12 protein-coding genes are annotated in these 13,912 nt (G+C 73.7%); all 12 read right to left on the reverse strand.

What is annotated here, in order from left to right:
* Window positions 1–76: 76 nt before the first annotated feature.
* Complete coding sequence (locus tag ACZ4W9_RS26960) at window positions 77–919, reverse strand: hypothetical protein (RefSeq protein ID WP_467940115.1); 843 nt, start codon at window positions 917–919, stop codon at window positions 77–79.
* A 129-nt stretch (window positions 920–1,048) separates the two neighbouring features.
* The gene (locus ACZ4W9_RS26965; protein ID WP_467940117.1) at window positions 1,049–1,540 is read right to left on the reverse strand and encodes a GNAT family N-acetyltransferase; all 492 of its coding nucleotides are present in this window, start codon (window positions 1,538–1,540) and stop codon (window positions 1,049–1,051) included.
* A gap of 65 nt (window positions 1,541–1,605) precedes the next feature.
* Window positions 1,606–2,748 (reverse strand): aminotransferase class V-fold PLP-dependent enzyme, encoded by a 1,143-nt coding sequence (locus ACZ4W9_RS26970; RefSeq protein WP_467940119.1) that lies wholly within the window; start codon window positions 2,746–2,748, stop codon window positions 1,606–1,608.
* A gap of 13 nt (window positions 2,749–2,761) precedes the next feature.
* Complete coding sequence (locus tag ACZ4W9_RS26975; protein ID WP_467940121.1) at window positions 2,762–3,757, reverse strand: proline dehydrogenase family protein; 996 nt, start codon at window positions 3,755–3,757, stop codon at window positions 2,762–2,764.
* On the reverse strand, window positions 3,757–4,938 hold the full coding sequence (locus ACZ4W9_RS26980; protein ID WP_467940123.1) for a fatty acid desaturase: 1,182 nt from the start codon (window positions 4,936–4,938) through the stop codon (window positions 3,757–3,759). The genes ACZ4W9_RS26975 and ACZ4W9_RS26980 overlap by 1 nt, the downstream gene beginning before the upstream one ends.
* 55 nt (window positions 4,939–4,993) lie before the next feature.
* The gene (locus ACZ4W9_RS26985) at window positions 4,994–6,928 is read right to left on the reverse strand and encodes an alpha/beta hydrolase family protein (protein WP_467940125.1); all 1,935 of its coding nucleotides are present in this window, start codon (window positions 6,926–6,928) and stop codon (window positions 4,994–4,996) included.
* A gap of 49 nt (window positions 6,929–6,977) precedes the next feature.
* On the reverse strand, window positions 6,978–8,057 hold the full coding sequence (locus ACZ4W9_RS26990) for an enolase C-terminal domain-like protein (protein WP_467940127.1): 1,080 nt from the start codon (window positions 8,055–8,057) through the stop codon (window positions 6,978–6,980).
* Window positions 8,054–9,331, reverse strand: a complete 1,278-nt coding sequence (locus tag ACZ4W9_RS26995) for an ATP-grasp domain-containing protein (protein ID WP_467940129.1) — start codon at window positions 9,329–9,331, stop codon at window positions 8,054–8,056. The genes ACZ4W9_RS26990 and ACZ4W9_RS26995 overlap by 4 nt, the downstream gene beginning before the upstream one ends.
* Before the next feature lie 40 nt (window positions 9,332–9,371).
* Window positions 9,372–10,643, reverse strand: coding sequence for an ATP-grasp domain-containing protein (locus ACZ4W9_RS27000; protein ID WP_467940131.1), 1,272 nt, complete (start codon window positions 10,641–10,643; stop codon window positions 9,372–9,374).
* Between the two features lie 51 nt (window positions 10,644–10,694).
* The gene (locus tag ACZ4W9_RS27005; RefSeq protein ID WP_467940133.1) at window positions 10,695–11,270 is read right to left on the reverse strand and encodes a hypothetical protein; all 576 of its coding nucleotides are present in this window, start codon (window positions 11,268–11,270) and stop codon (window positions 10,695–10,697) included.
* Between the two features lie 7 nt (window positions 11,271–11,277).
* Window positions 11,278–12,555 carry an MFS transporter gene (locus ACZ4W9_RS27010; RefSeq protein ID WP_467940135.1) on the reverse strand — a complete coding sequence of 426 codons (1,278 nt, stop codon included), beginning with the start codon at window positions 12,553–12,555 and terminating at the stop codon, window positions 11,278–11,280.
* Window positions 12,546–13,871 (reverse strand): ATP-grasp domain-containing protein, encoded by a 1,326-nt coding sequence (locus tag ACZ4W9_RS27015; protein WP_467940137.1) that lies wholly within the window; start codon window positions 13,869–13,871, stop codon window positions 12,546–12,548. The genes ACZ4W9_RS27010 and ACZ4W9_RS27015 overlap by 10 nt, the downstream gene beginning before the upstream one ends.
* Window positions 13,872–13,912: the final 41 nt, after the last annotated feature.

The following is a 13,912-nucleotide window of genomic DNA, read 5'->3' on the forward strand; positions in this document are numbered from 1 at the left end:
GGCCCGTGATCAGGACGAGCATCGCTACCAGCGGGTTGGGCGACCTGTGAGCCGGCCGGTCCGTACCGGCCCGGCGTCAGCGGCCGGGGTACATGCCCAGGAAGGCGGCGACGGCCAGGGTGATGACAACGCCTTCGACGCCGAGGCCGAAGAGGAGGAGGACCACGGTGAGAGCGGCGTCCCCGGCCGTGCTGGACCGCGATGCACAGACGGTCACGAAGTGGGGCCTGTCCGGGTGGTAGGCGACCTGGACGGTCGGGGCGCTGCTCCTGGCGTACACGCTGCGGCTCATGCCCTGCAGGTCTGTGTACACGTACGTCCCGAACCTGCCGCCCAGGACGTGTGTGCTGCCGACTCTCCCCGCCTCGACGGTGATGCCGTTCCGGGGCAGGTACCACGTGCGGTATACGGTGTCCGCCCCCATGGCGCCGAACGCGACGATCCCCGCGCCGAAGGGGCCGACCAGCAGGATCTCGAGCGCGACGGTCCACTGGCCGTGGATCCCGACGGCGAGTGCGAGGGCGAAGAAGAAGAGACCGACGGCGAGTGCCCAGATCTTTCGCCTGCGCTTTCGCCGCTCTTCGCGCGACTCGGTCAAGGCGCGGGCGGTGACCAGGGCCGAGCCGTCGACCCTCTCGGTCTCCTCGGCGCGCCTGGGCAGAGCCGCGTTGACGGCGTCGGCGAACAGGGTCACCGCGGCCTCGCTCACGTCGTCGACGCGGTGCACGGCGGGCACCGTTCCGGGCGGGGCTGTGAGCTCGACGGCGACGGCGCGCCCCTCCGGGCGGATGTGTCCGATTGCCGGGAGGGGGATCCGGAGTTCCTCGGCCGTCCGGCGCAACACCAGTGCGTCCTCGTCGAATCGGAGCAGGGTGCCGCTGGAACTGCGCAGGATGGGTATGGGCGGTGTGATCGGCATGTGCGTGATCGTATGGGCTGCTCGCGGTCCGCGACGCCTCTTCGGCGCCCAGGAGGCCGGAGCCCGCGTCAGGACGGCCGGCCCCCGCCGTGAGGCGCGGGGCCGGCCGCAGCAGGTCACGCCGAGAGGTCAGGGCAGTGGGCGGTGCATGATGTGCAGCCCGACGTAGCCCTTCTCCGGGTGCCGGAAGCCCTCCGGCAGGGTGCCCAGTATCTCGAAGCCGAGCGAGCGGTAGAGGCCCACCGCGTGGACGTTGGTCTCGACCACCGCGTTGAACTGCATGCCCCGGTAGCCGGCCGCCCGGGCCCACTCCAGGGAGTACTCGCAGAGCGTCCGGCCCACCCCGCACCCGGAGTGCGCGGGATCGACCATGTAGCTGGCGCTCGCGGTGTGCGAGCCGTTCCCCAGGTGATTGGTGTGCATCTTCGCGGTGCCCAGCACCGTGCCGGCCTCGTCGACCGCCACCACCGTGCGGTTCGGCGCGGACAGCAGCCACCAGTCGCGGCCCTGCTCCGGGCCGAGGTCGAGCGGGTAGGTGAAGGTCTCGCCCGCGGCGACGATCTGGTGGAAGAACGGCCAGATGGCGGGCCAGTCCTCCGCGGTGGCCTCCCTGATCACCATGAGCGCGCCAGGCCCGTCGGGACCTTCCGGCCGGCACCTCCCCGACGGGCCGGCGGAGGGGCGGATCACCGGAGGCCGTGGAGGGCCCGGCCGAGCGCCTCCACGTCCTCGAGCGTGTTGTAGTGGTGCACCGAGAGCCGCACCGCGGTGTCGACGCCCCGGGCCGAGAGGTAGAGCGGGGTGTGGTCGCCGGCGATCCTCCAGGCATTGATGCCGCGGGCCGCCAGTCCGTCCCGGACACGCTCGGCCGGCAGGGTGCCGTGCCGGAAGGAGAGGATGCCCGACTGCTCCGTCCCCGGGCTCAGCGGCTCGGCACCGGGCAGCCCGCCGACGCAGGCGTGCAGCGCCTCGACGACGTCCTTCGAGGGGAAGGCCCGTCCCTCCCGGGCGAGTTCGAGGTGGTGACCGAGTGCGGCGTGCAGCCCGAGCACCACGGCCGTGCTGCGCTCGCCCAGCTCCAGGGTGCGGGCGCTCTCCTCGTGCACCGTGACGGCGGTCGGCGAGCTGACCCGGGCCACGTGCAGGTCGGTGAAGTCGGGCAGCAGCGCGGCCCGCAACCGCGGTGTGGTGTAGGCGAAGCCGCTTCCCCGAGGCCCGCACAGGAACTTCCGCCCGGCCCCGGTGAGCAGGTCGCAGCCGATCGCGGCCACGTCCAGCGGCAGTTGCCCGACGGCCTGGCAGGCGTCCACCGCGTACCACGCGCGGTACGGAGCGAGGAGCCGGCCGATCTCGGCGACCGGGTTGACGATCCCGCAGCCGGAGGGCACGTGGGTGACCGAGACCAGGGCGACCCGGTCGGAGAGGTTGGCCGCCATCCAGTCCAGGTCCAGGTTCCCGTCGGGGCGCAGCGGGATGGTCTCGATCGCGCAGCCGGTGCGGTCGCGCAGGGTGAAGTACCCGATCAGGCTGCCCGCGTACTCGTACGGGGTGACCCAGATCAGGTCCTCGGGGCCGAGGTCGAGCCGGGAGACCACCCGCCACCAGGCGCGGGTGGCGCTGTCGAAGACCGCGAGGTCGCGGGCGTCGGCGCCGACGACCCGGCCGAGCCGCCGGTAGACGTCGTGCTGGAGGATCTCGTCGTGGTGCAGCTCGGTCTCGTAGCTGCCGGTGGCCGCCTCCCGGGCCAGGCAGTCGGCCATCGCGGTGGAGACCGCTTCGGGCATCAGGCCGGCCCCGGCCGTGTTGAGGTGGATCAGCTGTCCGGTCATGGGTGACGCCCTCTCAGTAGTCGGTGCCGAAAGCCGTGGCGGAGGGGTCGGCGAGATCGGCCAGGGCGCGCAGGGCCATGGCGGGGTGCTCGGCCAGGCGGTGCAGCAGGTGCAGCCACCAGCTCCGGCCATAGGTCGTGTAGACCCGGCAGGGGTAGCCGGCTTCCCGGTAGTGCCGGAGCAGCGCGGGGCGGACCCCGTGCAGCATCTCGATCTCCTCGGCCCCGGCCAGCAGCCCGCGCTGTTGGGCGGTGGCCAGCAGCTCGGCGTGCTGGGTCGCCAGGGTGAGCCGGGCGTCCTCGCCGAGGGCGTACTCGGCGAACTCGAGGTAGCGCTCGTCGAGTTCGGGGCCGCGGCCGAGGGCGGTCTCCGGGGCCTCCGCGTAGACGCCCTTGACCAGCCGGATCTTGCGGCCGAGCGCGACCAGGCCGGGCAGGTCCCGCTCGGTGCGGTGCAGGTGGGCCTGGACGGTGATGCCGACGTTGTGGTGGGCGGTGGCCAGCTCGGCGAAGACCGAGACGATCTGGTCCACCAGCTCCGAGCGCTCCATCGAGAGCACCACCTCGCTGCCGTGCGCGGCCGCCGCGGCGAGGATCCGTGAGGTGTTCCGCACGGCCAGGTCGCGGGAGACCAGCAGGCCGACGTTGGAGAGGTCGAAGCCGAGCTGGAGCGGTCCGGCGTCGGCGGCGAGCAGATCCAGGTACGCCCGGACCACCTGCTCGATCTCGGCCTCGTCCCGGATCTCCTCGCCGACGTACTCGGCCGACACCCGGTACCCGCGGGTCCGGAGCAGGTCGAGCCGGGGGAGCAGCCCGGTCAGGTCGTCGGCGACCAGGTAGCGCCGGGCCGCCGGGTAGGCGATCTGACGCAGCAGTGAGCCGGGCTCGGCGAAGGCGCGCCGGCAGCGCTCGTCGGCGGCCAGCAGCCGCAGGCCCAGGCCCGCGTCCCGGTCGGGCGTGGTGGCGGTGTCGCCGGCGGGTGTCCGGGTGGTGACGTATGCCTCGGTCATCAGGGCCTCACGGTGGTCGGTTCGGACTGCCGGGGAACGGTGACGGTGACCTGCCCGGCGGCGAGCATCATCGACTGGGCGAAGGTGCGGTCCGCGGTGGCCGGGTCACCGCCGTTTTGGCGCCAGGCGCGGTACTTGGCCGCGTAGCTGATCACCGTCTCCTTGCCGCGCCGGGAGCGCGGGCGGCTGAGCACCCCCGCCCACATGCCGTCCCAGCCGGCGTACGCCGGGTCGTCCAGCAGCAGCCGGTGGGCCCGGTGCAGGTTCCAGAACGGGATGCCCGCGTTGAGGTGGTGGACCAGGTGGAAGCGGTCGCCGTGCCGGCTGAGCAGGAAGGTCTCCAGGGCCCGGCCGTGCCGGTTGCGGGTCAGCAGCACCCGGGTGGACTCGCTCTCCGGCAGCGGGTAGTGCTCGGCCAGTTCGGAGAGCCAGCCGATCGCGATGTTGCCGGTGAGCAGTGGGACGAACCAGAACAGCAGCAGCTCGGGCAGCACCCCGAGCCAGCCGCAGAGGCCGAGCACGGCGGCCCACTGGAGCAGGAACAGCCGCTGCTCGGTACGGAGCGGCACCGGCACCGAGACCGTCAGGTCCGACTCCCGGGCCCGGACCCGGTCCCGGACCAGGTAGCGCAGGTAGTCCACGGTGCGCAGCCCCAGCAGCGAGAGCAGCACCTCGCGGACCAGGAAGCCGCGGTCGCTGCGGTCCGGGTCGTAGAGCCCGCACTCGAGGTGGAAGCGGTAGTCCGGGTCGGCGTCCGCCTCCCCGAGGTGGCGGTGGTGCCGGCCGACGTGCGAGCCGCGGTACGGGCCGTACAGCTGGCCGACCAGGTAGCCGGAGAGGGCGGTGCCGGCCACCAGGTTGAGGATCCGGTTCCGGGCCAGGGTCTTGTGCGCCGACTCGTGCAGGAAGTGGGCGAGGAACCGCTGGGTCGAGCCGATCAGGACCACCGCGACGGGGTAGGCCCAGTAGGAGCCCGCGACGCAGGCGGTGACGCAGAGCGCGACCAGGCCGTACTCGAAGGCGATCGCCAGCAGTGCGTGGTGGTTGTCCAGTCGGGTCAGGGACTTGAGACCCCGTCTGATCGGCGGGGCCAGCCGGTCGAAGTCGAGGTCGTCGAGGTTCGGGCGGCCGGGACCGGGGCGGTGGTCCGTCCGCCCGGTCGAGGATCGTCCTGAGGGCATGTCGTGTTCCTCTGCGTGGAGGTGTCGGCGGGGACGCCCGGGGACGGGCGGGCCGTCACGGGGCGAGACCGAAGACCGAGGCGTAGAGCGCGAGTTCGGCCTCCAGGGAGCGGCGCACGGTGTCGGCGAGCCGGAAGCCGTGCCCCTCGCTCTCGAAGGTGAGGTAGCTGTGCGGCACCGCGGAGTCCTCGAGCAGCGCGAGCAGCCGCTCGGCCTGGGCCGGCGGGCAGACGGTGTCCCGCAGGCCCTGGAGCAGGACGAACGGTGCGCGGATCCGGCCGGCCCCCTCGACCGGCGAGCGCTCGGCGTAGCGGGCGCGCTGCTGCGGCCAGGCGCCGATCAGGCTCTCCAGGTACCGCGATTCGAAGTCGTGGGTGCCCCGGGTGCGCCACTGCCCGGCGTCCAGCACGGGGTAGTAGATGCCGGCCGCCCGGTACAGGCCGGGCTCGGCCGCCAGCGAGGCGGTGGCCGTCCAGCCGCCGGCGCTGCCGCCGCGGATCGCCAGCCGGTCCGGATCGGCCAGGCCCTCGGCGGCCAGGGCGCGGGCCACCGTGGCGCAGTCACGCACGTCCACCACGCCCCAGGACTCCCGCAGCCGTTCCCGGTACGCCCGGCCGAAGCCGGTGGAGCCGCCGTACTGGACGTCGACCACACCGAAGCCCCGGCTGGTGAAGTAGCCGATCTCCTGGTTCAGCACGAGGTGGCTGCGGCTGGTCGGCCCGCCGTGGGCGAGGACCAGGTAGGGCGGCAGCTCGCCGTCCGGCCCGGTGTGTTCCGGGTGGTACGGGGGGTAGACGTGGGCGTGCACCGGCTCGCCGTCCGGCCCGGTGAAGGTACGCCGGTAGGGCGTGGTGGCGTACTCCGGGTGGGCGGCGGACGGCTCGCGGAGGATCTGGGTGCCGCCGTCGGCCGGGTCGATCAGCACCACGGTGCGGCCCTGCCGCGGACCGGCCGCGACGGCCGCGATGCGGCGGCCGTCGGTGGCCGGGAAGAACCACTCGGTGTACGGGGTCTCCAGGTCGTCGAGCCGCCCGTCCGGGGAGAGGAGGCCCAGCCGGCGGCCGCTGGTACCGTGCACCACCGCGAGCCGGCCGTCCAGCAGCGGCAGGCACCAGCGCAGGCCGATCCGCCACAGTGCCTCGCCGAACTCCTCGGGCCGGGCGCACAGGTTGCGCCGCCCGCCGTCCGGCCCGAGCTCGTGCACGTTCCACCAGCCGTCCGGGTCGGTGACGGCGTAGAGGGCACCGGAGCCGGTGGCCGCCCAGTCGGTCTGGGTGACCGACTCGCCGTCCCCGCCGGCCGCCCGGACCGGCTCGGCCAGGCTGCCGTCCGGTTCGATCCCGGCCACCATCAGCTCGGTGGTGTCCCAGGGCATCGCCGGGTGGTTCCAGCCGAGCCAGGCGACCCGGCGGCCGCCCGGCTCGATCCGCGGGCCGGAGAGGAAGTCGTGACCGCCCGCCAGGACCCGGACGGCCGCGGGGTCGCCGGCGGCCCGGCCGTCCAGCGGCAGCGCGACCAGGTGCCGGACCACCGAGGTGCCCTCGGCGTCGGCGACGGTCTCCCGCAGGCACCAGACCTCCTCGCCGCGGACCGCGAAGTCGGCGTAGCGCAACTCGGCGGCCCAGGCCCCGACGGGGCTCAGCGGCACCGGGTCGGCGCCCGGGCGCCAGCGGTAGACCCGCTGATCGTCCCAGTGGGTGAAGACGATGCCGTCCTCGGCCCGGCCGGACAGCGCCAGCCAGGGGCGGCCGCCGTACTCGATCACCCGGCTGCGGACGTCCCAGCCGGGCGGCAGGGCGGGGACCGGGCCGTCGGCGGTGCGGCGGGTCAGGGCACTGCGCCCGCCCTCCTGCGGACGGGCCTCCGTCCACCACACCTCCTCGCCGACGAAGCCGGTCCATTCGAGCAGGGCCTCGCCCCGCGCGACCTCCGCCGCCTCCACCGGGGAGTTCCAGGTGCCGTACGGCAGCGGCTCGGTGACGTGCTGCATGGTGCGCTGACTCCTCGTGGGTTCGGTGCGGTGACGGCGCCGGGGGGCGTCAGTACCGGATGCCGGGGATGCCGGGGCGGGAGCTGTCGAGGTGGTAGCCGGGTACCGGCGGGTCGTCGCAGAGCCAGAAGTGCCCGTCGAGGTCGGTCCAGTCGCACAGGCCGGCCAGCTGCGCCGCGTAGGCGATCGACCGGGGCGGCTCCAGGAAGCAGCCGAGCATCCGGGCCGTGCCCTGGGCGGCGAGGTGGCGCAGGGCGTCCAGGCCGGGCAGCAGGCCGCCGAAGCGCATCAGCTTGATGTTGGCGCCGTCGGCGGTGAGCGCGGCGCGCTCCACCGCGGCCCGGCTGTCGATGCCCTCGTCCAGCAGGACGGTGGTGCCGGGCAGGGCGGCGCGTACCTCCGCAAGCAGCGCGTCGTCGCTCACCGGGTCCTCCAGGACGGTGGGCGCGACTTGCTGCACCAGCGGGCGCAACTCCTCCCATGCGGCGTGCCCCCAGCCCCGGTTGACGTCCAGCACCACCGGGCCGTCCACGCCGACCAGGCCGCGGAGCACCTCCTGGTCCCGGGAGCCGCCGAGCTTGATCTTCACCGGCCGGGCGGCCGGGACCTCCTCGCCGATCGGGACGGTGTGCATCAGCCGGACCGGGCCGGGCTCGGGCAGGCCGAGCAGCCGCCAGACCGGCAGCCCGGCGGTCCGGGCGGCCCGGTCCAGGAAGGCCATCTCGACCAGCATCCGGGCCGGGGCGCTGAACGCCGAGGCCGCGCCGGCCAGCAGCTCGCCGAGCCGGTCGGGTGTCTCGGTGCCGCGCGTCCGGGTCAACTCGCCCGCCAGCAGCCGGGCTTCGGCGGCGATGGCCGGGCCGTCCTGGCCGTAGCCGAGGTCGGCGGCGATCTCCCCCTCGCCGCGGAGCCGGCCGCACGAGCCGATCAGCCGGAGCCGGACCCGGTCGACGGTGGCGATGGTCATGTGCGAGATCTGGAACGGGCGGTCCAGCTGGTGGGGGACCACCGCCACGTCGACCTGGAGGCCGGCCCGGACGGTGGTGCCGGCGGTACCGGCGGTGCCGATGGTCTGAGCGGTTCCGGTGGTGCCCGTGAGGCCGGCGGTGCCGGTGGGGGTGCCGGTCATGCCCCGGCCTCCTCGGGGGACTCCGCGCCGGACGGCTCCTCGGTGACGAAGCGGACCGAGGCGGCCAGCTCCCGGGCCAGCCGTTCGGCCTCGGCCGGACTCTCCGCGCCGACCACGACCGCGCCCACCCGGTCCTGGCCGGAGCGGAACGCGCCGATCACGTCCCCCGGCCGTACGGTCAGTTCGGCGTAGAGCAGGCCGGGATGGGCCAGCACCTCGTCCCAGCCCTCGACCGCGACCAGCCGCCCGGGCGGGGGTGCGAGAAAGCGGCTGGCCGCCGCCCGGGAGGAGGCGGCCGGCAGCTCGGCCGGGCGGCCGAGCGCGTCGTCCAGGATGAGGCCGAAGAGCTCCAGGCCGGGGAAGACGTAGGGCAGCATGGTGTGGATCCAGCCGCCGCCGACCCGGCCGTGCACCTCGCCGAGGACCACGCCCCGTGCGGTGAGCCAGCATTCGACGTGGAAGGCGCCGAACCGCAGGCCGAGCGCGGTCAGCGCGGCACGGACCTGCCGGTCGATCTCGGCCCGGTCCGCCTCCGGCAGGGGGGCGGGCAGGACGTGGGCGACCTCGACGAAGAACGGCGGCGGGAGCTTCTCCTTCGCGGTCACCGCCAGCACGGTGGGCACCGCGCCGAGGAACAGGCCCTCCACGCTGAACTCCGGGCCGTCCACGAACTCCTCGACCAGGAAGGGGTCCTGGCTCGGCAGCAGTTCGATCGCGGCCGCCAGGCCGTCCGGGCCGTCCACACGGCTGACGCCCAGGCTGCCCATGGCGTCCCGGGGCTTGACCACCCAGGGGCCGGTGCTCTCCTTGAGGAAGACCCGCGCCTCGGATTCGTCGGCGCACAGCCGCACGGCCGGCTGCGGGAAACCGGCCGCGGCCAGTGCGGCCCGGCAGGCGTCCTTGGTGCGGATCCGGCGGACCGCCTCCGGCGGGTTGCCGGGGGCGCCGAGTCCGGCGGCGACCTCGGCCGCCGCCACCTGGGCCATCTCGCGGACCGCGAGGGCCACGTCGAAGCGCTCGCCCTCCTCGCGGCGGGCAGCCGCCCACTCGGCGCTGCCCGCCGCGTCCTCGAAGTCGACCGCGCTCGCCGCGTCGGCGGCCTCGGCCACCTCGGGGGTGGCGGCCACGGTGGCCTCCTGGTTGGTGACATGGGTGCGCAGACCGCGGGCCCGGGCCTGGGCCAGGGCCCGCACGGCCACGTCGACGCTGAGCGGGTTCGGCGCGGCGCCGCCGACCAGCAGCAGTTGCGGCGGAGTGCCTTCGGTGGTGGTCATGCTGGAGAACTCCCGCGTTGTGTAAGGGGGTGACGGAGGGTCAGCGCAGTCGGAAGACCCGGTCCTTGATCCGCCGGATGTGGAGGTAGTCGCGCTCCACCTGCGCGGCGGAGTCGCCCGCCATGAAGATCCGCAGGCTGCTGGTGTAGAGGTCGACGGTCGGCCGGATCCGGCCGCCCTCCTTGATCTTCACGTTGAGGCCCCGGACGGTCTCCAGGCCCTCGATCTCGGCCAGCACGTCCTGGTCCAGGCCGTCCACCACGCCGTCGAGTTCGGTCGGCGTGGTGTAGAGCCAGGCCTCCCGCCGCTTGCGGAAGTGCCGGTCGGCGTACCGCTCCAGGAACTCCTCCGGGCGGACGGCGGCCAGCGCGGTCAGGTCGGCCTGGTTCGCTCCGAGGCACTCGTCGTGGTAAGCGGGATTCATCCCGCCGGCCAGCCGGGCGCCGACCTCGACCAGGGCCGGGCCGTCGGCGGTGATGACGACCTCGGCATGGGTCGGTCCGAAGACGATGCCGAGCGCCCGCAACGCGGTGTCCATGTAGGCGATCAGCTCGGCCACCCGCGGGTCCTGGTGGTCCAGGACCAGCTCGTAGTCGTAGATGTTGTGGGTGCCGATCAGCTTCTTGCGGTACTGCCAGACCCCGCAGGTGTAGCGCCGGCCCTGGCAGGAGACCGTGTCGACCACGTACTCCTCGCCCACCAGGTAGGACTGGACGAGGACTTCGAGGTTCGGCTCGTCGAAGACGGTGCGGGTGGCGAGGACGGCCTCGGCCGCCTTGCGGACCTCGGCCGCGTCCCGGCAGATCGCCACGCCGTCGGCGGCCGCCGAGGTCAGCGGCTTCACCACCACGGGGTACCGGCCGCGCTGCTCGGCCCACTCGGCCAGCTCTTCGGGGCGGTCGCTCTTGAACTGCTCGGCGCAGCGGACCCCGGCCCGTCGCAGCGCCTCGATCATCTCGTACTTGTCCCGGCGGGCGGCCGACCGCGCGGTGCCGTTGGTGGGCAGCCCGAGCAGTTCGGAGAGCCGGTCGGTCAGCGGCACCCCGGGCTCCTGACCGGCCACCACGGCGACCGGCCGGTACGCGGCCAATTGCCGGGCGGTCTCCTCGGGGGACTCGCAGACCAGGTTCGCCAGGTAGGCGCTGAGGTCCGGGGCGAGCATCGTGGTCATCAACTCGGCGGTGCTCTGCACGTGGACGACGTCCGCGCCCTTGCGGGCGAAGGCCGGCGGCAGGTAGTTGCCGGTGGTGTAGCCGTCGACGAGCACCACGACCGGGCGGCGGCCCTGCTCGGTCGGCTCCTGGGCGGTCATGCGGGCTCCCTGCTGATCAGTGGGGTGTGGTGGCGGGGCGAGGACCGGGGGCTACTCGACCTTGGTCATGGTCAGGTGGATCCGGGTGGTGCTGCCGGCGTTGTAGGCGGAGTGGTGCAGCTTGGTGTTGAGCAGGTGCACCCGGCCGTCGGTCGGTACGTGGTAGGTGTGGCCGGTGCGGAACAGCAGCCGGCTGTCCTCGTTGCTGGTGATCGCGACGTGCGCCACCCGGGAGGCGTCGGTGTGCATGTGGTAGATCTCGCCCGGGTGCAGCGGCACCAGGCGCATCCGGCCGATCCGGAACGGCAGGCTCTGGTACAGGTGGTAGAAGTAGGTGTCCTTCACCTCCTCGTTGAAGAAGGAGAACTCGGACTCCTCGAAGTGCTTCTCGCCGGTCCGCTGGTCGAACTGGCCGGTGCCGGCGTCGTGCCAGGGGTCGGCCGCGTCGGCGCGGTGGGTCAGGCCGAGGCGGCGCAGCCGGTGCTCCGGGTTCTCCGGGTCGGTGACGGGCACCCGGTCCACCACCTGCTGGTAGGCCCTCAGGATTTCCCGGTGGTCGAAGTGCAGGCCGGGGACGAGCTCCAGCATGTCCTGGCCGAGCGACTGCGGATCGGTCGTGGTGGTCATCTTCTGGTCACGCCATTTCGGTGGTCGGGGCCGCCGGCTCGGCGGCCTTGCGCAGGGAGCGGGCGATGAGCGGCCGGCAGCTCGTGCCGACGGCCCAGAAACCCAGGCCGAGGGCGAGGAAGCCGGGTGGTCCCCAGGTCAGCGCGAGCGCGCCGATCACGGCGGGGGCCAGTGCCTCGGCGACGCCCGCGCCGAGGCCGAAGACCCCGGAGTACTCGCCCTGGGCGTGCGGGGCGGCGAGACCGAAGGAGTACTCCATGGAGGCCGCGGCGTGCCAGAGTTCGCCGAAGGTGTAGACGGCGACGGCGGCCAGCAGCAGCGTCACCGCGACCCAGGGGGAGCGGCCGCTCGCGGAGGCCATCATGACCAGCCCGGCCAGGACGGCGGCTCCGGCGTACCGCATCCGGGTGCCCGCCGCCCCGGTGTCGTCCACCCCGCGGCTGACCCGCACCTGAAGACCGATCACCAGCGCCGTGTTGAGCAGCAGCGCGCCGGAGACCATCCAGCGCGGGGCCTCGGTGTGGTCGACGATCCAGAGCGGCAGCAGGAAGGTCGGCACCGCGTAGTGCAGCGACATCAGCGAGTTGAGCACCGTCGCGGTCAGGTAGGGGCGGTCCCGCAGCGCCTCCCAGCGGCGGCGGCTGCGGGGCACCGGCACCGGGGCCGGCCGGGGCAGCCGGAGCAGCGCGAGCGCGCTGCCCGCGAAGGCCAGCGCCCGGCCGCCGACCAGGCACAGGTAGGCCGGGGAGGAGTCGAGTTGGATGCCGATACCGGCGATCAGCGCGCCGAGGGCGATGGCCAGGTTGGTCGAGGAGCGCAGGTAGGCCCGGAAGACCGCCGGGTTCTCCCCGCCGAAGCCGCGGACCAGCGGCGCCTGGCTGGACTTGGCGGCGGCGAAGACCACGCCGAGCAGGACCGAGACCAGCAGGTACGGCCAGAAGGTGCGGACCACCAGGTAGCAGGCCACGGCGGCGGCCCCGATCAGCATCACCGCGATCTGGGTCTCCCGGGCCCCCCACCGGTCGGCGATCCGCCCGGCGGCCAGCCCGGCCGCCAGCCCGGCCATCGCCCCGCAGAACAGCCCGGTGGCCACCTGGGCCATCGGCAGGCCGACGATCCGGGTGAAGTAGAGCACGCTGCTGGTCATGAACATCCCGGCGCCCAGGGAGTTCACGAAACTCCCGGCCGCCAGCGCACGCTGCTCGGCGGTCTGTGGCAGCAGCCGGGCGAGCGGGCCCCGCTGCCGCCGCTCCTCGACGGCCTGGGCTTTCCCGGTCAGTCCCACAGGGTGTCCCGGTAGTCCTGGTCCGGCCAGGTCTCGCGCTGCCAGGCGCGCAGCTCGCGCAGCGGGCCGCCGTACGGGGCGACCACCGTGCGTTCGGCGAACCACGCGCGCAACTCCGCCAACCGCTCCCGCAGTTCCTCCTCCGAGTCGGCGGCGACCAGCACCTGGCCGAGCTTCTGGTTGGTGGAGCCCAGGCCGTCGGCGAACTGGCCTCCGAAGGGGAACTCCACCCGGGCGAACTCCACGCCGGGCTGTGCCCGCAGTTCGGCCGGCGAGGGGCAGCTGATCAAGGTGCCCGGACGGCCCGGCAGATAGGTCCCGCCGATGATCTCCGGCCGCTCCACGACGCTCAGTTCGGGTCGGCGGCCGAGCGCGGCGAACAGCTGCGCGGCGCCGAGGTGGACGTTGAACTTGGCCTGGAGCTCCTCGTGGATCAGCGCCCCGCCGCGCCGGGAGGCGCACTCGCCGAAGGCCAGCCCGTGCTCCGGGTGGTGGAACAGCTCCATGTGGAAGGCGCCGTCGCGCAGGCCGAGCGCCTCGATCGCGCGCCGGACGAACGGGTCGCCCAGCTCGTAGGCCCAGGCTTCGGACTTCGGGTCGAAGCGGCGCAGCCGCAGCGGCAGCCCCTGGTCGACCACGGTCAGGCACGGGTCGCCGTAGGTGCCGAGCGCGTGGAAGACGATCTCGCCCTCGAACACCACACCGTCCGCCACCCACTCGTCGCCCTCGACGAACTCCTCCAGCACGAAGGTGCGCTGGGCGGTCTTCTCCGTGCGGTACCGGCGGCTGCGCTGTTCCAGGTCGGCCAGGCTGGTGACCACCGAGGTGCGGGCGGTGGCGGCGCCGGCGATCGGCTTGAGCACCGCCCGCTGGTAGGGCAGCTCGGTGAGGGCCGAGACGTCGTGGATGTCCTCGATCACCGTGACCCGGGCGGTGCGCAGTCCGGCCGCGGCGATCCGGCGCTTCTGCAGCGACTTGTCGCGGAAGTGGGCGGCGGTGACGGGGTCGATGCCGCGGCAGTCGAGGTGCTCGGCGACCAGGCCGGCCGTCACCATGGCCCACTCGTCCGAGGTGAGCACCGCGTCGAACTTCCAGTCGGCCAGGCCGGCCCGGTGCAGGGCCGTCAGGACGGCCTCGGCACTGCTCTGGTCGTCGACCCGCAGTACCGTGAACTGCTCGGGGACCGGGACGATGCCGTAGTCGTAGGCCGTGGAGCCCCAGATCACCACGGCGTCGACGCCGTTGCGCACGCAGGCCTGCATCACGTACTTGTCGGTGCCCAACAGCAGGACCGTTGGCCGTCGTTCGGTGTCCATACGGGTCGCCAACCTCTCCTCGGGTGCTTGCGGGGGGTGCG

This window comes from Streptomyces sp. NPDC029296, assembly GCF_055569255.1.

Coding starts and splice junctions, on each gene's coding strand:
- ACZ4W9_RS26980 (WP_467940123.1), bottom strand. CDS start 4,938: ATGCCCTCAGGACGATCCTCGACCGGGCGGACGGACCACCGCCCCGGT.
- ACZ4W9_RS26970 (WP_467940119.1), bottom strand. CDS start 2,748: ATGACCGGACAGCTGATCCACCTCAACACGGCCGGGGCCGGCCTGATG.
- ACZ4W9_RS26965 (WP_467940117.1), bottom strand. CDS start 1,540: ATGGTGATCAGGGAGGCCACCGCGGAGGACTGGCCCGCCATCTGGCCG.
- ACZ4W9_RS27000 (WP_467940131.1), bottom strand. CDS start 10,643: ATGACCGCCCAGGAGCCGACCGAGCAGGGCCGCCGCCCGGTCGTGGTG.
- ACZ4W9_RS27015 (WP_467940137.1), bottom strand. CDS start 13,871: ATGGACACCGAACGACGGCCAACGGTCCTGCTGTTGGGCACCGACAAG.
- ACZ4W9_RS26960 (WP_467940115.1), bottom strand. CDS start 919: ATGCCGATCACACCGCCCATACCCATCCTGCGCAGTTCCAGCGGCACC.
- ACZ4W9_RS26975 (WP_467940121.1), bottom strand. CDS start 3,757: ATGACCGAGGCATACGTCACCACCCGGACACCCGCCGGCGACACCGCC.
- ACZ4W9_RS27005 (WP_467940133.1), bottom strand. CDS start 11,270: ATGACCACCACGACCGATCCGCAGTCGCTCGGCCAGGACATGCTGGAG.
- ACZ4W9_RS26990 (WP_467940127.1), bottom strand. CDS start 8,057: ATGACCGGCACCCCCACCGGCACCGCCGGCCTCACGGGCACCACCGGA.
- ACZ4W9_RS26985 (WP_467940125.1), bottom strand. CDS start 6,928: ATGCAGCACGTCACCGAGCCGCTGCCGTACGGCACCTGGAACTCCCCG.
- ACZ4W9_RS26995 (WP_467940129.1), bottom strand. CDS start 9,331: ATGACCACCACCGAAGGCACTCCGCCGCAACTGCTGCTGGTCGGCGGC.